This is a genomic window from Vibrio rubrogenes (assembly GCF_059641415.1).
Map to the genome: position 1 here is coordinate 67,941 of NZ_JCARSY010000004.1, position 23,322 is coordinate 91,262.

Annotated in this window: 25 protein-coding genes; 15 read left to right on the forward strand and 10 right to left on the reverse strand. The window is 46.6% G+C overall.

Annotated elements, in window-relative coordinates; all coding sequences use genetic code 11:
- The first annotated feature begins 3 nt into the window (after positions 1-3).
- The 5 genes from AC55NX_RS04795 to AC55NX_RS04815 all read left to right on the forward strand — a co-directional run bounded on the left by AC55NX_RS04795 (position 4) and on the right by AC55NX_RS04815 (position 5,935).
- On the forward strand, positions 4-1,722 hold the full coding sequence (locus AC55NX_RS04795) for an McrB family protein (RefSeq protein ID WP_496994701.1): 1,719 nt from the start codon (positions 4-6) through the stop codon (positions 1,720-1,722).
- Positions 1,723-1,806: 84 nt separating this feature from the next.
- A complete protein-coding gene (locus AC55NX_RS04800) occupies positions 1,807-4,461 on the forward strand; it encodes a DUF2357 domain-containing protein (RefSeq protein WP_496994702.1) in 2,655 nt (884 codons plus the stop codon).
- A gap of 39 nt (positions 4,462-4,500) precedes the next feature.
- Entirely contained in the window at positions 4,501-4,944 is a 444-nt protein-coding gene (locus AC55NX_RS04805) for a hypothetical protein (RefSeq protein ID WP_496994703.1), read from the forward strand.
- A 9-nt stretch (positions 4,945-4,953) separates the two neighbouring features.
- Positions 4,954-5,481, forward strand: a complete 528-nt coding sequence (locus tag AC55NX_RS04810; protein WP_496994704.1) for a type II toxin-antitoxin system MqsA family antitoxin — start codon at positions 4,954-4,956, stop codon at positions 5,479-5,481.
- Positions 5,474-5,935 (forward strand): preprotein translocase subunit SecB, encoded by a 462-nt coding sequence (locus tag AC55NX_RS04815; protein ID WP_496994705.1) that lies wholly within the window; start codon positions 5,474-5,476, stop codon positions 5,933-5,935. The genes AC55NX_RS04810 and AC55NX_RS04815 overlap by 8 nt, the downstream gene beginning before the upstream one ends.
- A 599-nt stretch (positions 5,936-6,534) precedes the next feature.
- On the opposite strand, the gene AC55NX_RS04820 is transcribed toward AC55NX_RS04815, so the two are convergent.
- The 3 genes from AC55NX_RS04820 to AC55NX_RS04830 all read right to left on the reverse strand — a co-directional run bounded on the left by AC55NX_RS04820 (position 6,535) and on the right by AC55NX_RS04830 (position 8,348).
- Positions 6,535-6,858, reverse strand: a complete 324-nt coding sequence (locus tag AC55NX_RS04820) for a hypothetical protein (protein WP_496994706.1) — start codon at positions 6,856-6,858, stop codon at positions 6,535-6,537.
- Between the two features lie 265 nt (positions 6,859-7,123).
- Positions 7,124-7,276 (reverse strand): hypothetical protein, encoded by a 153-nt coding sequence (locus AC55NX_RS04825; protein WP_496994707.1) that lies wholly within the window; start codon positions 7,274-7,276, stop codon positions 7,124-7,126.
- A 205-nt stretch (positions 7,277-7,481) separates the two neighbouring features.
- Positions 7,482-8,348 (reverse strand): YicC/YloC family endoribonuclease, encoded by an 867-nt coding sequence (locus AC55NX_RS04830; protein ID WP_496994708.1) that lies wholly within the window; start codon positions 8,346-8,348, stop codon positions 7,482-7,484.
- Between the two features lie 233 nt (positions 8,349-8,581).
- On the opposite strand from AC55NX_RS04830, the gene rph reads away from it, so the two are divergent.
- Together rph and pyrE are read left to right on the forward strand one after the other, a co-directional pair.
- Positions 8,582-9,298, forward strand: a complete 717-nt coding sequence (gene rph, locus AC55NX_RS04835; RefSeq protein WP_496994709.1) for a ribonuclease PH — start codon at positions 8,582-8,584, stop codon at positions 9,296-9,298.
- Positions 9,299-9,413: 115 nt separating this feature from the next.
- Positions 9,414-10,058 (forward strand): orotate phosphoribosyltransferase, encoded by a 645-nt coding sequence (pyrE, locus tag AC55NX_RS04840; protein ID WP_496994797.1) that lies wholly within the window; start codon positions 9,414-9,416, stop codon positions 10,056-10,058.
- 110 nt (positions 10,059-10,168) lie between these two features.
- Here the strand turns inward: pyrE and lpxM are convergent, their stop codons facing one another.
- The 4 genes from lpxM to coaBC form a co-directional block, all read right to left on the reverse strand.
- Entirely contained in the window at positions 10,169-11,137 is a 969-nt protein-coding gene (lpxM, locus tag AC55NX_RS04845) for a lauroyl-Kdo(2)-lipid IV(A) myristoyltransferase (protein ID WP_496994710.1), read from the reverse strand.
- 19 nt (positions 11,138-11,156) lie between these two features.
- The gene (gene lpxL, locus AC55NX_RS04850) at positions 11,157-12,101 is read right to left on the reverse strand and encodes an LpxL/LpxP family Kdo(2)-lipid IV(A) lauroyl/palmitoleoyl acyltransferase (RefSeq protein ID WP_496994711.1); all 945 of its coding nucleotides are present in this window, start codon (positions 12,099-12,101) and stop codon (positions 11,157-11,159) included.
- A gap of 6 nt (positions 12,102-12,107) precedes the next feature.
- Entirely contained in the window at positions 12,108-12,698 is a 591-nt protein-coding gene (gene slmA, locus AC55NX_RS04855; protein ID WP_059122573.1) for a nucleoid occlusion factor SlmA, read from the reverse strand.
- Positions 12,699-12,770: 72 nt separating this feature from the next.
- Entirely contained in the window at positions 12,771-13,973 is a 1,203-nt protein-coding gene (gene coaBC / locus AC55NX_RS04860) for a bifunctional phosphopantothenoylcysteine decarboxylase/phosphopantothenate--cysteine ligase CoaBC (protein WP_496994712.1), read from the reverse strand.
- Positions 13,974-14,169: 196 nt separating this feature from the next.
- Between coaBC and AC55NX_RS04865 the strand changes: the two genes are divergently transcribed.
- The 6 genes from AC55NX_RS04865 to mutM all read left to right on the forward strand — a co-directional run bounded on the left by AC55NX_RS04865 (position 14,170) and on the right by mutM (position 18,869).
- Positions 14,170-15,849, forward strand: a complete 1,680-nt coding sequence (locus tag AC55NX_RS04865) for a methyl-accepting chemotaxis protein (protein ID WP_496994713.1) — start codon at positions 14,170-14,172, stop codon at positions 15,847-15,849.
- Between the two features lie 109 nt (positions 15,850-15,958).
- On the forward strand, positions 15,959-16,633 hold the full coding sequence (gene radC / locus AC55NX_RS04870) for a RadC family protein (RefSeq protein WP_059119591.1): 675 nt from the start codon (positions 15,959-15,961) through the stop codon (positions 16,631-16,633).
- A 365-nt stretch (positions 16,634-16,998) separates the two neighbouring features.
- Complete coding sequence (gene rpmB / locus AC55NX_RS04875; RefSeq protein ID WP_005467944.1) at positions 16,999-17,235, forward strand: 50S ribosomal protein L28; 237 nt, start codon at positions 16,999-17,001, stop codon at positions 17,233-17,235.
- 13 nt (positions 17,236-17,248) lie between these two features.
- Complete coding sequence (gene rpmG / locus AC55NX_RS04880) at positions 17,249-17,416, forward strand: 50S ribosomal protein L33 (RefSeq protein ID WP_004728408.1); 168 nt, start codon at positions 17,249-17,251, stop codon at positions 17,414-17,416.
- Between the two features lie 138 nt (positions 17,417-17,554).
- Positions 17,555-18,058, forward strand: a complete 504-nt coding sequence (locus tag AC55NX_RS04885; protein WP_496994714.1) for a hypothetical protein — start codon at positions 17,555-17,557, stop codon at positions 18,056-18,058.
- 1 nt (position 18,059) lies between these two features.
- Entirely contained in the window at positions 18,060-18,869 is an 810-nt protein-coding gene (gene mutM, locus AC55NX_RS04890; protein ID WP_496994715.1) for a bifunctional DNA-formamidopyrimidine glycosylase/DNA-(apurinic or apyrimidinic site) lyase, read from the forward strand.
- A gap of 28 nt (positions 18,870-18,897) precedes the next feature.
- Here the strand turns inward: mutM and coaD are convergent, their stop codons facing one another.
- The gene (coaD, locus tag AC55NX_RS04895; protein WP_059119595.1) at positions 18,898-19,392 is read right to left on the reverse strand and encodes a pantetheine-phosphate adenylyltransferase; all 495 of its coding nucleotides are present in this window, start codon (positions 19,390-19,392) and stop codon (positions 18,898-18,900) included.
- Between the two features lie 170 nt (positions 19,393-19,562).
- Between coaD and AC55NX_RS04900 the strand changes: the two genes are divergently transcribed.
- Positions 19,563-20,627, forward strand: a complete 1,065-nt coding sequence (locus tag AC55NX_RS04900) for a glycosyltransferase family 9 protein (RefSeq protein WP_496994716.1) — start codon at positions 19,563-19,565, stop codon at positions 20,625-20,627.
- Here AC55NX_RS04900 and AC55NX_RS04905 read toward each other — a convergent pair.
- Both AC55NX_RS04905 and AC55NX_RS04910 read right to left on the reverse strand, forming a co-directional pair.
- Positions 20,566-21,345, reverse strand: coding sequence for a glycosyltransferase family 2 protein (locus AC55NX_RS04905; protein ID WP_496994717.1), 780 nt, complete (start codon positions 21,343-21,345; stop codon positions 20,566-20,568). The genes AC55NX_RS04900 and AC55NX_RS04905 overlap by 62 nt on opposite strands.
- 119 nt (positions 21,346-21,464) lie before the next feature.
- Positions 21,465-22,517 carry a glycosyltransferase family 9 protein gene (locus tag AC55NX_RS04910; protein WP_496994718.1) on the reverse strand — a complete coding sequence of 351 codons (1,053 nt, stop codon included), beginning with the start codon at positions 22,515-22,517 and terminating at the stop codon, positions 21,465-21,467.
- Positions 22,518-22,617: 100 nt separating this feature from the next.
- On the opposite strand from AC55NX_RS04910, the gene AC55NX_RS04915 reads away from it, so the two are divergent.
- A complete protein-coding gene (locus AC55NX_RS04915) occupies positions 22,618-23,319 on the forward strand; it encodes a 3-deoxy-D-manno-octulosonic acid kinase (protein ID WP_496994719.1) in 702 nt (233 codons plus the stop codon).
- Positions 23,320-23,322 lie beyond the last annotated feature (3 nt).

Sequence of the window (23,322 nt, forward strand, 5' to 3'; positions counted from 1 at the left end):
TAGATGCAAATTGAAGATGCATTAAGCAAATCGAGAATGTGGATAGATCAGCTCGTTGGTAAAGAGTTGCAATACATAACAGGAAGGAATACATCGGTAATTAATAATGTTGATTGGGATGATGAGGGGAAAATATTTGTATCCCGTGGAGAAGGTCAAATAACTATACGTTTTGAGCGTATTGTTGCGGTGATCTCAAAACTAATAAAAGGTCATCCAGTACATGTAGATACTATCCTGAGGTCAGGAAGTAACGATAGAAGTGTAATTGAAACAATAATTGCAAATTTTCCACCTGTCGGTTTTATGCGTCCAAGTCAAGGTAGAAATAGGAGTAAAAATAAAGTGATCCAATGGTTGAATGAAGATATTCATTCTTTGGGTGTTATTAAGGATATAAGTCCAGATGAGTTTTCTGCATTGTCTTTCAGCGCTGCTCAAATACAAAATGCACAGCTTCTTTCCAAACCTTTCCTCCTTCTCGCTGGCATCTCAGGTACAGGTAAAACCCGTTTTGTGCGTGAGCAAGCAAAAACCTCGATGCAGTTTGATGAAACCTATTGCTTAACCTCGGTACGCCCCGATTGGCATGAGCCGAGTGATTTGCTGGGCTACATTTCGCGCTTAAATGGCGCTGCTGAATATATCACCACTGATGTGTTGCAGTTTATCGCCAAAGCATGGCGTGCCATTGTTGATAGTAACTTAACCGTTGAGGTTCAAGATAGCGAAGACCAAGGTGAGCGTTTAGTAGTAGCAGGCGAACGTGATGCGCTTGAGCAGGTGTTGCCTTACTGGCTGTGCTTAGATGAAATGAATCTTGCGCCTGTTGAGCAGTATTTTGCCGATTATTTATCGGTACTGGAAACTCGCGAGTGGCGTTGGACGGATGACAGCTTTACCTACAGCAGTGATGCGCTATTAAAACCCGCCACCATTAAAGCCGTCGCTGATAAAGAAAAGCTGCGTGAAGCGCTAGGCTTTGACAGCACTGACGATGGTAAGTATAACGAGCTTTGGGATTTGATTTGCCAGTATGGTTTAGGCATTCCGTTTAACCTGCTGGTCGCGGGCACGGTGAATATGGATGAAACCACGCATGGTTTTTCGCGCAAAGTGATTGACCGTGCACTGAGCTTTGATTTTGGTGCGTTTTTCCCTAACGACTATAACGACTTTTTCACCCCAACCAGTTGCAATAAGCGCCTTAGCTATCCTATTTGGTCAAACGCCAGCAAGGCGGATTTAGCCAATACCTTTGATGCTGACGGCACTAAAACTGTTGCGTTTTTATCGGCTGTCAATGCAGTGCTAAAAAACACGCCGTTTGAATTGGCGTTTCGTGCTTTAAACGAACTTCTTCTTGCTGTCGTCAGCAGCCAACCACAAGATGACTTAACCCTCAAAGCCGTTTGGGATGATTTTATGATGTGTAAGGTATTGCCGCGTATAGAGGGGGATTCCGACAAACTGACTACACCAGATGGCGAGGCTTTGTTGGCAGAACTGAATAACGTGTTGGCTGGCCAGTTAGCCCCAATTTGGTTAGCGTCTGAAACGGACGAGGCGAATCAGCGCCCAGACTTATATCGTGAGAAAATTACTGCCGATGGCGCTACTGATGATAACAAAGTACTGCGTATTCCGTGTCGTTCAAAAGCCAAGTTAATGTGGATGGACGATCGTTTAGCCAGTGCCACCTTCACCAGTTTCTGGCCTTAATGGCCGATTTTGTTTGATGCCTTCTATGATGCATGCAACACATAAGTTTGACCTGAGCAACGATGGTGAAAGGAGTGGTAGGGAATGCCGGAGTTAATACGATTACAAACCCCCGACTTTGAGTTTTCGGTCTGGGCGAATGATATTAGCCAGCGGTTGAGCGTGTACCAGAATACAATGGCGCACAGGGCGAGCGCTAATGATATACAACCTAGCTACGAATTGCGCTTTGCGCCTGCGGCTGAACTGAGCAATGCTATTGAACCGCAAGGGCTTGTTGCAGGTAGTTTAGACAAAAGTGGGTTAGATGATAGTGACCTTGTTGCCAATGGCTTAGCGAAACACGCTGAGCTGACATTAAATTCCCCGCTGTTTTTTGAGAATACTCAGTACCAGTTTGAGTGGGTCTTTTTTAGTGAAGTGTCTAACGCGCGGTTAACCCACCGCAGCCAAAGTGTGAATGAGGCATTTCGTTTTGCTCCCGAAGGAAAAACCGCAAGGGGCGTGGTGCCTGCACGTTTAACCGGCACCATCAATATCGGCAATGATGTGGGGTGGTTACGTTTGCCACTTACCTTTGAGCTGAATGGCAAAACACAGACTCAGCATATTGCCTTTGAAGTGCTGCCAACCAAAATGGCGTTGCACCAAGACTTGCCTGCCATGTACCAAGCCATTGATGCTGTATTTCCTCATTGGCGTTTTAGTTTGGTAGAAAAAACTGACCAAACTGTTGCACGAAGCAAAAAGCGGGTTCACTTTCCTCTAATGTGGCTTGAAAGCTTTAAAGAGCTAAGAAAGCGTTTTGAAAGTGGCTTAAAGGTGGTATGTGCTGCACCGCATAGCCGCTTACAACCAACGGTTGCCAATATTAAAGCGGCCAAACTAAAAGGCCGTTTGCCTCATAAGTTAGCTGAGCAGGTCAAGCAAGATTTTGCGAATGGCCAGTACGATAAACGCTACGCGGTCGAAAAAAAGCAACTGAGTGTCGATACCCCAGAAAACCGCTTTATCAAAATGGTGGTGAGTGAAAGCAAGCGGCAATTAGCGGAGTTTGAACAAAAGCTAAGGCAAAGTAACCAAGCACTAGAGCGCCCACGTTTATCAGAATCCTTCATTGATGAAGTACATAGTTGGCAGCAGCCGCTGCAAAAAGTGTTAGGCCAAAGTTTTTTAAAAGAGGTTGGTGCATACACAGGGTTAAGCCGCGGGTCGTTAGTGCTACAGCAAAAAACCGGTTACAGCGCGGTGTATCGTGTTTGGCAGGAGCTGAAATTTTATTTAGATCTTTTTGGCAATCAGACGAGCATTTCGATGAAATCGGTGGCTGAGATTTACGAAGTGTGGTGCTTTTTATGCTTGAAACAGATATTAGAGCGTGATCTTGGCTTTGAATTGGTGGAAAACAGTGCGGCAGAGTTAAAACCAAATGATTTTTTTGAGTACAGTTTTAAAGAAGATGGTTTGAGAGGCGCGTTTCGTTTTAAACGTAGCGATGGTGTCACTGCAAGGCTAGCACACGAGCCAGTATTCAACAAAGACGGTTTAATTCGGTCGTATGTAGTTAACCAAAAACCGGATATTGTGTTGGAAGTGACATTGCCTAAAAGCGCAAGTTCAGACTCAGGCTCATCAGAAGAGAAGCAGTTTATTTGGCTGTTTGATGCCAAATATAGAATTTCTGACATTAAAGTTGATCTAAAAAACCAATTGATAGGCAAACCAACAGAGAAAGATTTAAAACACTGGGAAAGCAAAACTGAGGTTGAGAAAGAAGCAGCTGAATTAGCCGTAGTAGATGGCGTACCAGACGATGCCATTAACCAAATGCACCGTTATCGGGATGCTCTCATCCGTTTATCAGAGCCGAGCTTGTCTGAGCAGCCATCCAGTTCAATAGCAGGCCAACCTGCTAAAAAAAGCCGCCCAGTTTTTGGTGCGTTTGCTTTATACCCAGGCTTTTTTGATCAAGCCACAAAACCCAACCCCTACGCAGCCGCTATAGAAGAAGTGGGTATTGGCGCGTTTGCATTATTACCCAGTCAAAATAGGCCTAGCCAAAATGACCCCAGTCAAACTGATCCTACCCAGACTAAGAGCAGTTATTCCGGTCATCAGTGGTTGCTAGAGTTTTTGCAAGCGCAAATTGGCACAGCGCCGAATGCACAAACAGGACAAAACAATGAAGCCATTTACCCTGTGGCTGGCATGGCGGAAAGGCTCTACGTACAAGAAGCAGCACGCATACCTTATTATGGCATGCGCCAAGTGCTGTACCCTGATTTGACGATGACAGTGGCATTAGGTGGGCAACGTGGCCGTGATAATGGCTACTTTGAAAAATTTCAGCAAGGTACAGCGCAGTGGTATCACCTGCCGCAAAGCACGTTTTTGCAGAAATTTAAGCAGCATATTGCCGAGGAAATTCGCTATTTAGCGTTGGCGTCTACCTCAGACGTCCAAAGTTCAACCAAGCAAATTGACAAACTTTGGCCGGTTAAGCGAGTCACTGTGTTACCACGCGACACCATTACCGAAGAGCAAGCCGGTAAGAAGTCAGGCTCTGTTGATTTGTATTATTTATTTGAACTCGGCAAACCGCTATCGCTGCAAACGCCAGTGACCAATGTGCCACATCGCCCAATGAAAAACTCGATGAAACTCACAACCTTAACTCGCCTAGAGAGCGTCAATAAGTTTGTTGAGGTTGAAAAAGTGTACGAAGAGGCAATGGTATGAAGGCTAAATGTTCAACTTTAACTGGATTAAATTACCATTATGGTAAATAATGCGATAAATGTAAGCGCATATATTGATGAGCAGCCTCCTAATGAAGCAGGCAGTGACAGAATCTATATCGCAGACGGACCTCTTTATTCATCAGAGTTGGTTAGGGCATTGCTCGCAACCGTTGGTGACAACACTAAGCTATTGACTGAACGTTGTAGAAAAGATGTTCAGACAATGGAATACGATATTGATGATGTTAAACAGCTAGTTTGTGCCGCTCTGAGTTCAGGAAGTTACCTAAAATCAGAATGGTGCATAGTTGGTCAAACTGATAAGGCTATGTCTTGGGCTGCATGTGATAGTTATCGGCTGTTTAGAAATGAATGGGTGGAGTATGCGCATAAAGAAATGCGCTACGAATACTATGTGAAATTTGCGATAGGCAAGACAGGTAAGTTGTTATTACTGGTTTCTTGTCATTTGTCGCGCTGAGGATATGTGATGAATAGTCAGACTTGTCCAATTTGTGAGATGGGCCAATTAACACTCCATACTGAGAGGGTTACAGTTGAGCATTTAGGTCAACAAGGCCAAATTGAAAGCCAGTATGTAGTGTGTGATTGCTGTGGCAGTGAACAGGCAGGTACTGCTGAAGCTCGCTTTAACAAGCGTGCAATGATTGCTTTTAAAAAGCAGGTGCAAGGCTTGTTAACGGGTAATGAACTCCAGGTCTTGCGTAAACGCTGGGGCTTAAAACAGGCTGATGCTGCAAAAGTGTTTGGTGGTGGCCCTGTTGCGTTTTCCAAGTACGAATCAGACGATGTGATGCAATCAGACGCAATGGATAAACTGCTCCGTTTAGCGGCGGAAGTGCCAGCTGCTTTAGATAAGTTAATGTCGGATGCGGGTGTTGAGTGTAATATCCAGACAAGCTGGAAAAATGTAGCTGTAGTGGATTTCTCATCGACTGCTCGAAAGACGAGAATTGTTGCATCGCACGAACTCGAACTAGAGGCGTGTTATGGCTAAAAAAGTATCAAAATCGTTACAACAGGCTATTGATGCTTTAGTGATACAGGATGTATACGTTAAATCGTGCCAAGCTAAGTGTGCTGATGACTTTGACCCAAAATCTACGGAACTTGAAGCATTGTTAGTGCAACAAATGCATGTTGTTCTTCGAAGTGAATTGATCGATATTGATGGTGATGGCCATTTGGTGCGCATTTATATCCGCTTGGGGACACGTTGGGTTAATCCTAAGGAAAATAGCGATCCTGATATTAAAGCATTTGTTGAAGCAGACTTTATTGCAGAATACCAAGTCACAGCAGAATTAGAGCAGGCAGCGATTGATGAATTTGCATTGAAAAATGCTAGCTACCATGTTTGGCCCTATTGGCGTGAGTTCTTGAGTACTCAATGTGAACGACTGCGTTTGCCAAGGGTTGTTTTACCAATTGTGCAATTTAGCAAACAGTAACTAAGAACTGGCCGCATTCCTGCTTATCGACAATAAAAAACCAGTTTATTAAGTCTCAGGCCGTCAATTGGCAGTTGTTCGGTTTTTCCGAACAACTGCCAATTAAAAAGCGACATCAAATAATATCGAGTTTGATATTAAAATAGCACTAACAATACCCCTCCCGCTACCCGTTAGATCAGCGCCCTGTGAGGGGGTACTCGTTTCTGGGGCTTGGTTTCGTTTTCAAGTTTATGATTTGGGATAAAGGTCTCTACTCGTTGGTACAGTAATGAGTTACGGTACCAAAATTCGCTTTCAGCCAAACATCATTCTCCGGCCCACAGCGGTGGTGCAGCAGCGTTAGGTTAATCTGGTGGCTGATCACTTTGCTTCGTGGTTTTCCATTACTCTTTCTTAAACCACTCAGTAACAAACCAGTACAAGAATTGCCTATTTGCTCTGGCGACCTAGTCAAGCAGAAGGCGCGGTTTTGCAATCCGTTGAACCAGACAATGGCTTGGCGCGGTAAAGGAATGCTGATCGGCACGCCAGTTTTACTGCGTTCTTTGGGCAGGTCCCATACGCCCGTGGTTCAATCCATTTCACGTCACATGGCTTCACACAGCTCGCTTTTGCGCACGCCCAACACCAAAAAACAGGCTGCAAGCGAGGTAGTTATCGCGGCCAAAGCTGTTGATATGAGTATGAAACACACTAAAGGCGTAGTGAATTTCCTCTTTGCTGAGCATCCTGTCTTTACTGGACTCTACGCCACCGGCATCGTCCACCGTGAAGGCTGCTGCGGGGTTATTCAGCGTTAAATCGAGCTTAATCGCATGTCGAAACAGCTGCTTCATGTACATCAAGGTGTCGTTAGCAATGGTAGGGCGGTTACTTTCTCGGATGCGCTCTAATACTTCGCGCACGTCGCGTGCGGTCACTTCGGCAATACATTTAATGCCAATAACTGGGCTAATGTTGTTGGTATAAACCCGATACGGAATTTGGGGTGCTTGAGTCGTCGACTCAGATCGGTTCGATACCAGTCGTGGAACAGTTGATCGACGGTTTCAATGTCAGATAACTCGATTTTCTGTTTCTCCAGAAGAGGATCTATGCCGCCTCATACTTCTTTTCGAAAATATGCGGCGGCACTTTTTCTGGAATAGGCGGCAGCGTCCGCCAGCAACATTAAAGGAAATTGCCTCAAGGTTGCTTCTCGCCTTCTTTTGGCTGTGTGGTGTAGCGGGTCATCGAGCCTTGTTTACGGACACAAAAGCACAGTCCTTCACCGTCCGAATATTTTTGGGGTTCGGCTTTGCTGTATGCAATAACCTGTTTTACTGTGATTTTTCGCATGTTTACTCCATAGTTGCTGAAATAATGGAGGGGGGCAATAATGGCTGCCCATCATTCTGCCCACCACTAAACAGGTAGTTTTTAACAGACATCTGCAAACCGATTTGGACGGGGAAATAAAAAAGCCCTGTATTTTCAATGCTATTCACAAGGTAATACAGGGCTTCTAAGACATTCTTGGACGGGTAGCTTTCTACCCAAGAACCTATTCGATGTTTTGGATCTGCTCTCTCATCTGTTCAATCAAAACTTTCAGTTCGACGCCGGAGGCGGTGACTTCGGTATTGATTGATTTTGAGGCCAGCGTGTTCGATTCACGGTTGAACTCTTGCATCATGAAATCCAGGCGCCGGCCACAGGAGCCGCCTTTTTTGAGAATGTTTTTGGTCTCTTTGACGTGTGAATCGAGACGGTCGAGTTCTTCGGCAACGTCGGATTTCTGGGCCATGAGCACCAGTTCCTGCTCGATGCGGCCGGGGTCGAGTTCGACGTTGGCTTCTTCAAACTTATTCAACAGGCGCTCGCGTTGCCATTCGATAATTTCAGGCATGTGGGCCCGGACTTTGTTGACTTCTTGAGTGATGGCATCCAGACGCTGTTCGATCAGCGCTTTCATATTTTCGCCTTCGCGGCCGCGGGATTCGATAAACTCTGTTAAAGCGCCGTCAAACTCATCGAGCAGCTCGGTATTGATCGTGTCCATATCGTGTTCAGGTGTTTCCATGACGCCCGGCCATTGCATCACCTGAAATGGATTGATGCGGCTCAGCTCTCCGGTCATATGCATGACTTGATTGGCAGCGTCGATCACCTGTTTGGCGAGTGCTTCGTTAATCGTCAGTTCGTTTGCTGCTGAAGGATTGGCCTCAAATCGCAGATGACATTCGACTTTGCCCCGGGCCAGACGCTTGCGAAAGCGTTCACGCAGAATCGGTTCCAGACTGCGGAATTGCTCAGGGAGTCGGAAATAGGTTTCGAGATAGCGTTGATTGACGGAGCGAATTTCCCATACGGCTGTACCCCAGTCAGCTTTTGCCTCTTTGCGTGCGTATGCGGTCATACTATAAATCATCAAATTTTCCTTAAGTCTTGAAGATTTGGACTTGCTATTGGTTTCATCTTAACACAATTCTATGGTGTAAGACGTGCGTTGATAGTGAATCCGGCGGATTGTTTGGTTGTCATTTCAGCCGATGTCGTTTGCGTTGTGCGGTGTGTTCTTGATGGTGGTTTGCGGATCGGATTTCCGCTATAATCTGCGGCCAATTTCATCACTCATCTAAGACAACAACAGGTAGATACCTTATGCGTCCAAACAACCGTGCTGCGGATCAAGTTCGTCCGATTCAAATTACTCGCCATTATACCGCTTATGCCGAAGGCTCTGTGTTGGTTGAGTTCGGCAATACCAAAGTGTTGTGTAATGCCAGTGTGGAGGAGAATGTACCACGTTGGTTAAAAGGTCAGGGCAAAGGGTGGGTGACCGCTGAATACGGCATGTTACCGCGAGCAACGCACTCGCGAACGCGTCGGGAAGCTGCCAATGGGAAGCAAGGTGGCCGCACTATGGAAATTCAGCGATTGATTGCCCGTAGTCTGCGTGCTGTGGTTGATCTGGAAGCGATGGGTGAAATCATGATTACCGTGGATTGTGATGTGATTCAGGCGGATGGCGGTACCCGGACGGCATCGATTACCGGTGCCAGTGTCGCGATGGCGGATGCATTTGAGTCTTTGGTTGCATCGGGCAAACTGAAGAAGAACCCGATGAAAGGCCACGTTGCTGCTGTTTCGGTCGGGATTCTTGGTGATGATGTGTTGTGTGATCTGGAATATGTCGAAGATTCGGCAGCCGACACCGATATGAATGTGGTGATGACCGAAGCCGGTAAAATGATTGAGATTCAGGGGACGGCTGAAGGCGAACCGTTCAGTCATGAACAATTACTGGATCTGCTGGCGGTGGCCAAAAAAGGTATTACAGATATTGTTGCGGTGCAAAAAGCAGCCTTAGCAGATTAATCGTAGAGAATAGCTCCTTGTCGGAGCTATTTTTTTGCGGTCAGTTTTTAGTGGTCGTGGTGGATCGACACACATCGACATTGATAAGAAAAGAGAAATAGAAAGAGAGACAGTCATGAAAGCGTATCAGCGTGAATTTATTGAATTTGCCCTTGAAAAAGAAGTTCTTAAATTTGGTGAGTTTACTTTGAAGTCCGGCCGGAAAAGCCCTTATTTCTTTAATGCCGGTCTGTTTAACACCGGGCGGGATTTAGCGCGTCTGGGGCGTTTTTATGCAGCGGCATTGGTTGATTCAGGCATTGACTACGATGTGTTGTTTGGCCCGGCCTATAAAGGGATCCCGATTGCAACCACAACCGCGGTGGCGTTGGCGGATCATCATGATGTCGATACGCCTTACTGCTTTAACCGTAAAGAAGCCAAAGATCATGGTGAGGGCGGACATCTGGTCGGCAGTGCGCTTGAAGGGAAGATTATGCTGGTGGATGATGTGATTACGGCTGGCACTGCGATTCGCGAGTCGATGGCAATCATCCAAGCCAACGGTGCGGCACTGGCTGGTGTATTGGTCGCCATTGATCGTCAGGAAAAAGGTACCGGAGAGTTGTCCGCGATTCAGGAAGTAGAAAGAGACTTCGGTTGTGCGGTGATTTCGATTGTCGGCCTGACCGACTTAATCACTTATCTTGAAGAGCAAGGTAATAGTGGCGAACATTTGGCAGCGGTGAAAGCTTATCGTGACCAATACGGTGTGATTTAAATCCGTGACGGATTGAGGATGATTCATCCGATGAAAAAAGACTCAGTCACTGACTGAGTCTTTTTTGTTGTCATCCCTAAACCACCGCCTTGGGCGATGGTGATTGTTTGTTACTGATATATTTTCTTGCCGTCGCGCTGCGTTTGTAGCAGAAATAAGTTCCACATGTATTGTTCCGGATGTGGGATAACCAAATCTTCAATCGCTTGATTCATTGCCCGGGCATCCTGCATTTCATCACCGGTCGGGAAGTTCTCAATTGCCGGCAAAATGTACACTTCATATTTTGACGTTTTATCATTGTATGCCGGTAGCACTGGCACCACTTTCGCTTTGGATAAACGAGCCATTTTGCCAAAGCCTTTCAGTGTGGCTTTTTCGGTCGCAAAGAAAGGGACAAACACAGAATTTTGAGGCCCGTGATCTTCATCGGGGAGCCAATAACCGATATAACCATCCTTAATGGAACGAACAAATGGCTTCACGCCAGCATCTCGTGCAAATATACGGCCGCCATACTGCATACGTTGAACATGCATCAGCCAGTCACCAATCGGGTTACGCTGCGGTTTCATGATTGTGGTGACTTTATAACCGCGTGCTGCCAGCATGACCGCAGGATAGTCCACTGCCCATGCATGGGGGGCGAGAATGATGACTTTCTCTCCGGCATCGAGTAACGGTAGCAGATTTTCCTCACCAATCAGTTCCCCCCGCTGTTGATTATGCCGGGTCGAGCGCACTAAAAACTCAGAGTAACCCAGCATGTATTGTGCGGCTTTGACAAAGGTTTCGTGCAGAATTTGCTCGCGTTCTGCTTCGCTCTTTTCCGGGAAACAGTACGTGAGGTTGATGCGGGCCCGCCGAACGACACGGCCATTTTTATTGACGATTGGCTTGGCTATTTTACGGGCAAGGCCATCCCGCCATTTGGGGGGGATAAAAGCAAATAGCGCAGCAAATAAGATACCCAGCCAAGTCCCCCAGTGGCGAGGATGTAAAAAGGACCACTGAAAAGTCGGATTGTACAGGTAATCGTCAATGCTGTTTTGACGCGGATTGTCTGGCGTTGAGCTCATGAATGCATGATCCTGATGTTTACTGATATCGAGTGTGACTGGTTCCGTCAGGCAAAGATTTAAATCGTTTGTGAAGCCACATCCATTGTTCCGGTGCGCGCATAATAACCATTTCAAGATATTGATTGAGGTACGCTGCCGCAGCTGTCATATCCTTTTGCGGATATTGTTCTTCAATTGAAATATCGGCCATGATTTCATAGGTTCCCTGAACGGTTCGGAATCCGGAAGCGGGAACAATGGCACACTTACTGGGGTAGGCAATCAGGCTGGTTCCGGTTGTGGTACACGCCTCATCAACGCCAAAAAAGGGCACAAAGACGGATTTATTATGACCATAGTCCTGATCCGGCAGATAAAACAGCCGTTCACCTTTGCGTAACACACGAATCATTTGCTTCAAGTCGCGTCGGTAGACCAGTTTGTTGCCGTTTCTGGTCCGGCCGCGATACTGGATAAACTCATAAGCAGGATTGCTATGTGGGCGGTACACGCCATAGCCGGGTAAGCCGAGTACAGCAAAGCCGCGGGCACAGATTTCCAGATTCAGGGCATGAACCGCACACAACAGCACCCCCTTATTGTTTTCTGCATGTTTGCGCAAGGCGCTGATGTCTTTTTCGACCAGAATGCGACGAAAGCGCCAGGTCGGCCAGAACCAAGTGATACCGGATTCAACTAAAGCCGCACCGGTATTTTTGAAGTTTTCAACCACCATCGCATCGATATCATCGGGTGACATCTCGGGAAAGGCGAGACGCAGATTTGTTCTGGCAATATGCACGCGTTTTTTGCCGAACTTCATGCCTAATTTTCCGAGCGAGCCTCCGATAGAAAGCGATACAGAATAAGGCAACAGGTTGACGATTGCCGCGAGAAGGCCGAATCCAAACCACACCCCCCAATATTTGGGGTGTAATAACGAGACGGAAAAGGCAGGTTTGCCGATTTTGTAATCATTCATAAAGTGTTATTTCAATTGTGCGCTGAGCAGGGACCAGTATTGTTCAAAATTTGCAGTTGGCTGATATTTGAAGTCTGAACGGACAAAACGGTTCAAGCTTCCTTCAACCTGGCCTAACAGTTGAGCCGCCAGAATATTTTCTCCGACAGGGAATGATTTTCCTTCCCGAATTTGGCGCTCGCGTAGAATCTGACGTAAAGAGGTTTCTATGCGTTCAAAAAGTTGGTTGATTCTTTCACGGAGTCGCTCGTTTTCAAACATCAGGGCGTGGCCGGATAATATCCGAGTCAGGCCAGGATTGCGTTCAGAAAATGTTAAAATTAGCTGCATCACCATGTTGAGGCGGTTGAGAGTATCTTTCTCTTCATTGAGGATCATATTAATCCGCGACATCAGTGTTTCTTCAATAAACTCGATCAGCCCTTCGAACATGCGGGCTTTGCTAGGAAAATGACGATAGAGCGCTGCTTCTGAAACACCGACCTGCTTTGCGAGCTTGGCGGTAGTAATGCGAGAGGCGCCATCATGAGACTCTAGCATCTCAGCCAGTGCCTGAAGAATTTCGTCACGGCGATTACTTTTTTTTGTTCCGGTCATTTCCATACCCTTTCCGTTACCACATGCTATCAGTAACCGGGTGAATGAATTCAGTCGGTTACGATTGTTATTTTATCCTATTTTTTCACTGATAAGTGTCATTAGTGCCAGCGCCAACTGCGATTTGGAAGCCAATGGTAATTTTCGCTCTCCGTCGGGCCAGAGCAGATGAAGTGCATTTTGATCGCTATTGAATCCCTGCCCGCTGACGGACACATCGTTGGCGCAAATCATGTCCAGATTTTTACGTGCCATCTTAGAGCGGGCATACTGTTCAATCTGCTGTGTTTCTGCTGCGAACCCTACCGTAAATGGTCGGTGAGTGGTCATTGCTGCGACAGAGGCGACAATATCCGGATTTTTGACCAGTGTGACGGTCATGGTATCGGCATCGTCCGTCTTCTTGATTTTCTGCTCGGCAACGTCCGCTGGCCGATAGTCGGCAACCGCAGCACAACTGATAAATACATCATGGTGTGGGGCTTGAGTCATCACCGCATCATACATATTGACGGCACTGCTGACATTGATGCGCTGTGCACCAATCGGTGCCGATAAATGGGTTGGACCGGCGATGAGTGTGACGTCGGCACCGAGTTGGATGGCTGCTCTGGCTATCTCAAATCCCATTTTGCCGGAACTGTGATTCGTCATATAGCGCACCGGATCGAGAGCTTCTTGAGTGGGGCCGGCAGTAATGAGAACCGATTTTCCTGCGAGTAACTTGGGCTGGAAAAATTGTTCGCACAATTCAACCAGTTGCATTGGTTCCAGCATTCGTCCCGGCCCGACATCACCGCAGGCTTGCTCACCGGCATCGGGTCCCCAAATATGCATGCCAAATGATGCGAGGGTATCCAGATTTCTTTGGGTGGCAACATGACGGTACATTTGCTGATTCATGGCCGGTGCAAGGGCAACTGGTGCCGGTGTCGCTAGAATAAGAGTGGAGAGTAAATCATTCCCCATGCCTGCAGCGATACGGGCAATAAGGTCAGCACTTGTCGGTGCCAGCAGGACGAGATCAGCCCATTTGGCCAGTTCGATATGGCTCATTGAGCGTTCCGCTGCTGGATCCAGCAAGCTGTCTGACACGGGGTTGCCGGAAACAGCCTGCATGGTGAGCGGTGTAATGAAAGCTTTTGCTGCATCGGTCATGACGACTCTGATTTCTGCGCCGTGATCAATCAGGCGGCGTGTCAGTTCTGCGCATTTGTATGCTGCGATGCCACCACTGATCCCCAGCAGTATTTTCTTTCCTGCCAATGTTTGCATGTTTCGATTCCTTAATCACTCTGCGCGCTATGCTAGCACAACTCCTGAAAAGATGTCAGAACTGTGTCAGAGGAACTCATCCGCTCAGATCACCATATTCATATACTTGAGTATATCTCACAGATATTTATGCCAAAATATGCAATAAGAGGGCTATCGATAAATGGTTAATTGATCTAAGCGAATAAGGAATTTTATGTTGAATTCTCTTCGGAGCCGAACCAAGCTCCTTTTCATCACTGTGATTCCTCTGATAGTGATTACAGCAGTGATAACAATGGTGTATTACTGGAGTGGGATGACTTCGCTGAAGCAAGAGCTGGCACAATATCGACAAGGATTGGTAACCAGCCATAAGAATAAGCTGAAGTCTTATATAATGATGGGGACGACCGCTATCAAGCCGCTCTATGATAGTGATCAAAATGGTGAAAATCAGGCGCAGGCAAAAGAGATATTAAAAGCCATGCGTTTTGATGATGATGGCTATTTCTTTGCCTATGACTCCCAAGGTGTGAATACGCTTCATGCGATTAAGCCGCAACTGGAAGGGAAGAACCTCTATAACATGAAAGATAATAATGGTGTTCCTGTGATTGCCGGTTTGATTGAGGCGTCAAAAACGGGGGACGGTTTTCTTTATTTTTCATGGCATAAGCCCTCTTTGAATGCGCAAGCTCCGAAGTTAGGTTATGCCGAATACCTGCCGAAATGGGATTGGGTTTTAGGCACTGGGGTTTACATTGATGATATTGATCGTCAGGTGGCGGCTTTTCAACATAATCGGGAAAAGCTGTTACATCAGCAAATGTGGTCTGCTGTCGGATTATCGGGGGTTGGTCTGATATTAACGATTGTGATTGTGAGTTGGTTAGTCTCTAAAGGCGTTGCACCTCTTCATCATATTCTGAAATCGTTGCAGGATGTGGCTGCCGGTGGTGGTGATTTGACCGCTCGCTTACATGTGGAAAGCCGTGATGAAGTCGGTATGGTGGCCGAAGCATTTAACTCATTTATGGATAAACTCCATCCGCTGATGTCGGATATTAGCCGGACAGAGCATGATGTTATGTTGGCGGTGAATGATCTCGATCAGCAGACCTCCCATTCCAACCAGAAGATGAACAGCCACTGTCAGGAAACCGATAAGGTCGTGACGGCGGTGACAGAAATGAGTGCGACTGCCCGTGAAGTGGCCTTGAATACGAATGCCACTGCGCAGGCGATTGAATCAGCAAATCAGCAGATTGTTGAGGCGCAGGATGAGGTGAATTTCGCAATTGAAGGCATTAGCAGTTTGGTGAAAGAAGTGAATCTGACTTCTGAAGCTATCTCGGAGTTGAGCCAACAAGCCGGAGAGATCACGCTGGTTCTGGATGTGATTGGTGAAATTGCAGAGCAGACTAATTTACTGGCATTGAATGCCGCCATAGAGGCGGCTCGAGCCGGAGAACAAGGGCGGGGATTTGCTGTGGTTGCCGATGAAGTTCGCTCGCTCGCAAGCCGAACTCAAAATAGCACGCAAGAGATCGGTAATATGCTGAACTCGTTGAACCAAGGCGTCAGTAAAGCGGTCGGTCGGATGCAAGCGAGCCGTGAGCGGGGCAAAAGCACCGAACAAGAATCGGTTCGTATCAAAGAAAGTTTATCCGGTATTTCTCAAGCGATTCGGACCATTCAGGATATGGGAATTCAGACTGCTTCGGCGGCAGAGGAACAAAGTGTCGTTTCTGAAGAGATCAACCAAAATCTGGTTGCGATTCAGCAGATTGTGAATGAGTTGAGCCATAATTTGCAGCAGTCGGAATCAATCAGTAGCCGTTTGGCACAATCTGGTAAGAAAATGGGAGACTTGGTCGGACACTTTAAGATTTAGCCGACATGATGGTTGCAACTGATGTTGATATCTCTCGGATTTCCTATCAACGAAGTTGAATCCAACGCTATCTTCAGTATTTGTATAGCAAACCGAGAGGAGCTATACAATGAGCCTGAAATTCCTTCCTAAAGAATCAATGCCGCGGGAAAAGCTACTTTCCCGTGGTCCCCACGCCCTGTCTGATGCCGAACTGTTGGCTATTTTCTTACGTACCGGAGTTGCCGGTATGAATGTCCTCGAATTGGCTGATTTTCTGTTACAGGAATTTGGTTCACTCCGTGCGTTATTTTCAGCCCAGAAAAGTGCATTTTGTCGGCATAAAGGTCTGGGAGAAGCGAAATTTGTGCAAATGCAGGCAGTGTTAGAAATGGCACAGCGTTATTTTTCGGAAACGATACAAAGAGGGGATGCGCTGACGAATCCACAATATACCCGGCATTATTTATCAGGAATACTTCGAGATAAGCGTCGGGAAGCATTTTATGTGTTGTTTCTGGATAACCAGAATCGGGTCATCTGTGGTGAAATCATGTTTGAAGGGACGATCAATGCCGCGAGTGTCTATCCGCGAGAGATTGTCGCGCGGGCACTGCAGTATCATGCTGCATCAGTGATTCTGGCACATAATCATCCTTCAGGGGTTGCTGAACCCAGTCAGGCTGATCGGCATATTACCCGGCGAATTATCGATGCCTTGGCGCTGGTAGACATTCGAGTGTTGGATCACTTTGTGATTGGTGATGGCGAGATTGTGTCTTTTGCTGAGCGAGGCTGGATTTAGGGTGGATGAATCCTGCATGTGTGGGAGGCGTTGAACGGTTTCCGATGATTTTGCGAGGAAGTTGCCGCTTTCGGTTGATTTGATAGCATCCGCGAAAGTTTTTAGTTGTGGGAACAGGAGATTCTGTTATCATTCGCCCACTAAATTTTCAACCTATTATCAGCTCGGCGATGAAAAAGATCACAGGATCTGCAAAAAAGGATCTGTTCGGGTCTTGAGCAATGCACATCAAGTTAGTATAATGCGCGACCTTTGATAGCCTTGTATGGATTTTCCATAATGGTTTTAAACCTCACCCTTCAACATGGAGAGAGGTTCGGCCACCAAGGTTGATATCGAGCTGAAACGATTTGGAGAAGACATTCATGTCCCGAGTATGCCAAGTAACTGGTAAGCGTCCTGTAACGGGGAACAACCGTTCGCACGCACGTAATGCTACTAAGCGTCGTTTTCTGCCGAACCTACAAACTCATCGTTTCTGGGTAGAGAGCGAAAAACGTTTTGTTAAACTGCGCCTGACTGCGAAAGGTATGCGTATCATTGACAAGAAAGGTATTGATACCGTTCTTGCTGATATTCGTGCTCGCGGTGAAAACGTTTAAGAGGAATTGAGCAATGGCTAAAGGCATTCGTGAGAAAATTCGTCTGGTATCATCTGCTGGTACTGGTCACTTTTACACAACTGACAAGAACAAGCGCAACATGCCAGGTAAATTTGAGATCAAAAAGTTTGATCCAGTAGTTCGCCAGCACGTTGTTTACAAAGAAGCAAAAATCAAGTAATTGAACTGCTTTTTGTAAGTGTTATAAAACCCAGCTTCTGCTGGGTTTTTTATTGCCTTCTATCTACCTTTTTTCAGTGAAAGATCATAGGATGAACGGATATATCGATGAGCGACAATATCTGTTGAGAGTGACCTGATGAAGGATCGAAAACGGCGTTGGAATAATTATCTGATTCTGGCGGTGATTTTATTTATCGCCATTTTGAATCTACCATCCATGATTAAAGATTATCTTTTACCTCATGAAGCTCAGAGCAATCCATCGCTTCTCAATCCCCAACTGACTATTACGTCGATACAGACACAACCTTGGTCACTGGTACGTGACGCCAAAGGTGGCTGGACATCAACGGTGTCGTTTGATATTTCAGCGCTGGAACTGGTACAACGGTGGCGGAATCTGGTTGGCACTCGGGTTGATGATAAGACCTACCACTCATTGTCCGGTAAGCTGAATGATCCGGGAACGGTTGAAGTCTGGTATGAAGAGCAGGAAGAGCCGCAGCGAATTACTTATTATCGCTTCCCGCAGTTTTGGTTATTCAAAAACTGGCAGGAACACTGGATTGCTATCTCGGTGGAAGACAATTATCTGTTTCCGTCGATCATCGCTAAATCACCAACGCAGAAGGAGGATTAAAATGCCGGAGTTACCGGAAGTTGAGGTAAGCCGACTAGGGATTAGTCCTTTTTTGGTGGGTGAGCAGGTGAAATCGGTGAATGTGCGAACACCTAAACTGCGCTGGGAGATTCCTTTTGAGCTTCAGCAGATTTCGGGGCAAGTGATTCGGCGGATTCATCGCAGAGCAAAATATCTGCTGCTGGAAACGGATGTCGGAACCGCGATTATCCATTTGGGAATGTCAGGCTCTTTGCGCGTGTTGGATGTTTCGCTTCCGCCCGGTAAACACGACCATGTGGATCTGTTTATGATGAACGGGAAGGTACTACGCTATAACGATCCGAGACGGTTTGGGGCATGGTTATGGGCTGAGAAAGGCACCATGCATTCGGTATTCGACAACCTTGGCCCGGAGCCGCTTTCGGATGAACTGACCGCTGAGTATATTGCTGCGAGAGCGAAAGGAAAACGAGTGACGGTCAAACAGTTCATTATGGATAATAAAGTGGTGGTTGGTGTCGGGAACATTTATGCCAATGAATCTTTGTTTACCACAGGGGTTCGACCAACCCGAGAAGCCGGTTCACTGACAATGAGTGAATGGGAGACGCTGGTGAGTGAGATTAAAGCGGTACTGACCCACTCGATTCAGCAAGGTGGCACGACCTTGAAAGATTTTGCCCAAACTGATGGTAAACCCGGTTATTTTGCTCAGGAACTACGTGTTTATGGAAAAGAAGGGGAACCATGTCCTGAATGTGGTCAAGCGATCGTGGCGCAGAAGATCGGACAACGGAATACTTTCTATTGCCCACTCTGCCAAAAGTAGTTGTATCAGCGTTAGCGATTAAATTGGGTTAAATACTACGTTTTTTACGCAGAGATTCAGCAACGACCGGCGGTACAAACGAATCGACGTTTCCTCCGTGGATGGCTACTTCCCGGACAATGGTTGACGAGAGAAATGCAAATTCATCTGACGGGGTGAGAAATACACTTTCAAGCTCTGGCATCAGTCTGCGGTACATGTTGGTCAGGCCGAACTCATACTCAAAGTCCATGGTTGTTCGGAGGCCGCGAATCAAGACGTTGGCGCCGACTTGTTTGGCAAAATCGACCAAGAGCCCGGAAAATCCCTGTACACTCACGTTCGTCAGATGTTGAGTTGCCTGTTCGGCAAAAAAGACTCTTTCCGCCAGCGTAAACATGGTATTTTTACTGGGGCTGGCGGCAACCGCAATCATGACTTCATCAAACATACCAGCGGCGCGATTGACAATATCAAGGTGCCCGTTGGTCAGCGGATCGAATGTTCCCGGATAGATGACGCGCGATAATTTTTTTTTGCTCACAGTCCGTTATCTCAACAGTTAAACTGAGTGTCTTCGGTATCTACCGAAGGCGTCTCAAAATGTAAAGTTCGTCAGAGCCATCTGACACTTACACTATAGTAACAAAAAGATTCAAAATAACCTATTGATGTCCGTATGATCGATGCTATGTGACGAAATAAGAGTTTGAAATGAAAAAAATACTTGTCATTCGTAATGATAAAATCGGTGATTTTATGCTGGCATGGCCGAGTTTCGCGATGCTCAAAGCATCAATTCCCGATTGTCACATTACTGCGTTAGTGCCTCGTTATACCATCGCGCTTGCCGAATTATGCCCGTGGATTGATGCCGTGCTTGAAGACCCGACCAAAAAGGGGTCAACATCATCTCAACAAGCGTTGATTGAAGAAATCCGCCGACGTCACTTTGATGCGTCGATTAACCTGTTTTCGACAACTTACAATGCGTTGTTGGTCTGGAAGGCGAAGATTCCGTACCGGATGGCTCCGGCGACGAAACTGGCACAGGTGTTTTACAACCATCGGGTAAAGCAGAAGCGTTCTCAGTCAGCGAAACCTGAGTTTGAGTATAATCTGGATTTGATTCGTACTTTTTTGCAGGATCATCAGATATCGGTGGTTGAGCCGCAGCCCCCGTACCTGACTTTTTCGCCATCAGAGCTTGCTAAACAAAAAGACAAACTTGCGGCACAACTGGGGATTCGTTCTGACAAATCATGGGTATTTGTCCATGCAGGCAGTGGCGGTTCGGCCAATAACTTGTCTCTTGAACAGTACAGCCAGTTGCTCGATGGAATGAACGGTGACTTTGAGGTGGTGCTGACTGCCGGACCGGGAGAAGAAGAAAAAGCCTATCAACTGCAATTGGCGATCAATCACCAAGGTGAAAAAGCGGTTGTCTATCATAAGAATGACGGGTTGGTGGATTTCGCTCGATCAATTGCTTGTGCGAGCCTGTTTATTGCCGGGTCTACGGGGCCATTACATATTGCTGCGGCGATTGATGTTCCGACCATTGGCTTCTTCCCGGCTAAACGCTCAGCGACGCCATTACGTTGGTATCCATTGAATTCTCAAGGGCGTCACTTATCGTTTGCTCCCCCCGCTGTCGGCGGGAAATCACAGCAGGAGGATATGAGCCAAATTCGGATTCAATCGCTCTTAAGTCAGATCAATGCCTGGGCGGCGACGTATTTGTCCTTATCCAAAGGTCAGCGTATTTCACAAATGTAGAATGTGCCGAAAGCAGGGAGAGCAGTAAGCCCTGCTTGCCGTCTAAAAAACCTGCTTTGATCACATACATTTTCACAAAGCATCCGAGTGCATGAATAATACCTTGGCCGATACTGCTTTTTTTTCCGCGTTGTTGTCGTTGTTCTGCCCACGCCTTTGCATATCCGGCTGACTTGACCAGATAGTGATGCATATCGTCGTACGTGTAGTGGATTGCGTCGCCAGACAGTGTTTCGACTTGCATAGATGAGGTCACTTCCACTTTTTCATGAACCAAAGCGTCGTTGTATTGCGTCAGTTTGGTTGGATAGAGCCGTAAAACTTTGTCGGGATACCAGCCACTGTGGCGAATGAATCGACCAAAAACCCAGCTTAACCGTGATATTTGATAGATAGTATTGGGTCGATTCGCTTTCACCGCCTCTTGAATACTACTGCGAAGCTCCGGCGTGATGCGTTCATCGGCATCCAGCCATAAGACATAATCGGATTCGACATACGATTGCGCGAGACGACGTTGCGGACCGAATCCCGGCCAGTCAGTATTGGAGAAAAACTTATCGGTAAATTGCCGGGCGACCTGCTCCGTTTCGTCGTGACTGCCTGAATCGAGAATGACAATCTCATTGACCCAACCCTGAACAGTTTTAAGACAGGCTGCCAGATGTTTGGCTTCATTTTTCACAATCAGGGCCACGGCTAAGGTTGGTTGTGTCACGATTATATTTCTCCGCTGAATGACGTTGTGATTCGTTTTTATCGCTGTCTGATGATAACAGGATACAGGTATTTGTCTTTATCTGGTTTGAAAGTCTATCGAGTGGCGTTCTCGTTCTCTCACAGCCCAAAATCCTTCACGGCTTTTTCAAACATTTGAATCACTTGTGTTGGCTGAATCCGGCCCATGGCTGATTTATCTTTGACGCGAGCACGCCAATTAAGTTTGGTGCTTGTTTTACCGGTTTGTGCTTGTATGGCTTCTTCATAGACGGAAACGACATAATTTTGATAGCAATAAGGCCCGGTTCGTTGTGGATTATGATGGGCATACAATCCGATAATCGGTGTGCCCATTGCATTGGCCATATGAGTCGGGCCGGTGTCCGGTGCAATCACGATATCACTGTGATCGAGTAAAGCCAGCATTTGTTTCAATGTACTGTCGCCAACTTTATTGGTGACCGGAAAGTCAATCAGGCTGAGTATCTGTTGGGCTAAGTCACGCTCTACCTGAGCAGGGGAGCCGGCAAGGATGATATGCCAGCCTTGCGCATGGATATATCGCATCACTTCAGCATAACCGGCGGCAGTCCAGTTTTTATAGGCTTTACTGGCTCCGGGAACAATCACCAGATTTCGTTTATCCTGGCGAAGATGTTGCATCGCCCATTGCTGATCATGATGAGAATAAGTGAGTGTCCACTTTGGTGTGATATCTTTAATCCCAATGTATTGTGCAAAGGCAAGCAGGCCATCCAACACATGTGGTTTATCCGGGGAAGGGACGTGCTGACTGGTAAACCAAGTCTGACAATCCTGACTGCGTGTTGCATCGAAGCCTAACTTATAAGTGGCTTTAATGCCGAGTGTGGCAAGGCTGGCTCTGAATGCATACTGCATATGGAGGAGTGCATCAAATCGTTCACCTTTCAGCGTTGCCCAGAGCTGTCGATAGGCTTTGAACCCCTGTTTTTTATCAAACACAATGAGGTTGATATTGTCGAGACCATCCAATAACTGGGCTTCTAATTGACCGGTAATCCAAGTGATTTTTGTCTCAGGCCACTGGCGTTGAATGGCTTGAACCGCTGCAACGGCATTGCAAACATCTCCGATGGCAGACAGACGCAGGATACATATCGAGCGAGGGGCGGAATCAAATAACGCCATAATGATCACTATAAAGCAATGAGAGTTGTTCGGAATTATGCAGAGACCGGAAGAAAATGTAAAATGCTGATTGAGTGAAGTTTTAATCATTGGGTAAGCCGTGAAAACGTTCGAAAAAGGTAAGTTACGAGTGTGGTATGACGAGGCGCTGTTATCCGCGTCTCCGGAGCAATGTTTTGATGTCGGGTTCTGGCAACAGCAGGATCGGATTGTCGGTCAGGCTTCTGGCCGAGGCACAACATGGTTTATCCAATTAGACAAGATTCAGGGCGCATTACGGCATTATCGACGGGGTGGATTATTTGGTCGGCTTGTCCGTGACCATTATCTTTTTTCTTGTTGGGAGAAAACCAGAAGCTACCAAGAGTTTCAGATTCTGGAACATCTGAGAAATGCCGGGGTAAATGTACCGCGCCCTGTGGCAGCAAGAGCGATTAAAAAGCATGTGTGCTATCAGGCCGATTTAATCACTGAGAAAATTCCGAATGCCCGTGATTTAGTGACGATTCTTCAGGAAAATGCATTGCGTGATGAAATGTATGTGAAAATCGGGCAAGAGGTTCGTAAGATGCACGATGCACAAGTCAATCATACAGACTTGAATATTCATAACATCTTGATTGATGATCGAGAACGGGTTTGGATTATTGATTTTGATAAGTGTATGATTCAGACTGACGGTGATTGGAAGGAGAATAATGTATCTCGTTTGAAACGCTCGTTTCTGAAAGAGCAACAAAAGCGATATATTTTTTGGGAGCATTCATCATTTGACTATTTGTATCAAGCGTATAGCGAATAAGTT

Bases quoted from the DNA above. Each gene is read 5' to 3' on its own strand.
- lpxM (WP_496994710.1), bottom strand. From the start codon at position 11,137: ATGAGCTCAACGCCAGACAATCCGCGTCAAAACAGCATTGACGATTAC.
- AC55NX_RS04815 (WP_496994705.1), top strand. From the start codon at position 5,474: ATGGCTAAAAAAGTATCAAAATCGTTACAACAGGCTATTGATGCTTTA.
- AC55NX_RS04885 (WP_496994714.1), top strand. From the start codon at position 17,555: ATGAAGGATCGAAAACGGCGTTGGAATAATTATCTGATTCTGGCGGTG.
- pyrE (WP_496994797.1), top strand. From the start codon at position 9,414: ATGAAAGCGTATCAGCGTGAATTTATTGAATTTGCCCTTGAAAAAGAA.
- radC (WP_059119591.1), top strand. From the start codon at position 15,959: ATGAGCCTGAAATTCCTTCCTAAAGAATCAATGCCGCGGGAAAAGCTA.
- AC55NX_RS04805 (WP_496994703.1), top strand. From the start codon at position 4,501: ATGGTAAATAATGCGATAAATGTAAGCGCATATATTGATGAGCAGCCT.
- rph (WP_496994709.1), top strand. From the start codon at position 8,582: ATGCGTCCAAACAACCGTGCTGCGGATCAAGTTCGTCCGATTCAAATT.
- AC55NX_RS04810 (WP_496994704.1), top strand. From the start codon at position 4,954: ATGAATAGTCAGACTTGTCCAATTTGTGAGATGGGCCAATTAACACTC.
- AC55NX_RS04795 (WP_496994701.1), top strand. From the start codon at position 4: ATGCAAATTGAAGATGCATTAAGCAAATCGAGAATGTGGATAGATCAG.
- AC55NX_RS04910 (WP_496994718.1), bottom strand. From the start codon at position 22,517: ATGGCGTTATTTGATTCCGCCCCTCGCTCGATATGTATCCTGCGTCTG.
- AC55NX_RS04830 (WP_496994708.1), bottom strand. From the start codon at position 8,348: ATGATTTATAGTATGACCGCATACGCACGCAAAGAGGCAAAAGCTGAC.
- rpmG (WP_004728408.1), top strand. From the start codon at position 17,249: ATGGCTAAAGGCATTCGTGAGAAAATTCGTCTGGTATCATCTGCTGGT.
- mutM (WP_496994715.1), top strand. From the start codon at position 18,060: ATGCCGGAGTTACCGGAAGTTGAGGTAAGCCGACTAGGGATTAGTCCT.
- slmA (WP_059122573.1), bottom strand. From the start codon at position 12,698: ATGACCGGAACAAAAAAAAGTAATCGCCGTGACGAAATTCTTCAGGCA.
- lpxL (WP_496994711.1), bottom strand. From the start codon at position 12,101: ATGAATGATTACAAAATCGGCAAACCTGCCTTTTCCGTCTCGTTATTA.
- coaBC (WP_496994712.1), bottom strand. From the start codon at position 13,973: ATGCAAACATTGGCAGGAAAGAAAATACTGCTGGGGATCAGTGGTGGC.
- AC55NX_RS04900 (WP_496994716.1), top strand. From the start codon at position 19,563: ATGAAAAAAATACTTGTCATTCGTAATGATAAAATCGGTGATTTTATG.
- rpmB (WP_005467944.1), top strand. From the start codon at position 16,999: ATGTCCCGAGTATGCCAAGTAACTGGTAAGCGTCCTGTAACGGGGAAC.
- AC55NX_RS04800 (WP_496994702.1), top strand. From the start codon at position 1,807: ATGCCGGAGTTAATACGATTACAAACCCCCGACTTTGAGTTTTCGGTC.
- AC55NX_RS04825 (WP_496994707.1), bottom strand. From the start codon at position 7,276: ATGCGAAAAATCACAGTAAAACAGGTTATTGCATACAGCAAAGCCGAA.
- AC55NX_RS04865 (WP_496994713.1), top strand. From the start codon at position 14,170: ATGTTGAATTCTCTTCGGAGCCGAACCAAGCTCCTTTTCATCACTGTG.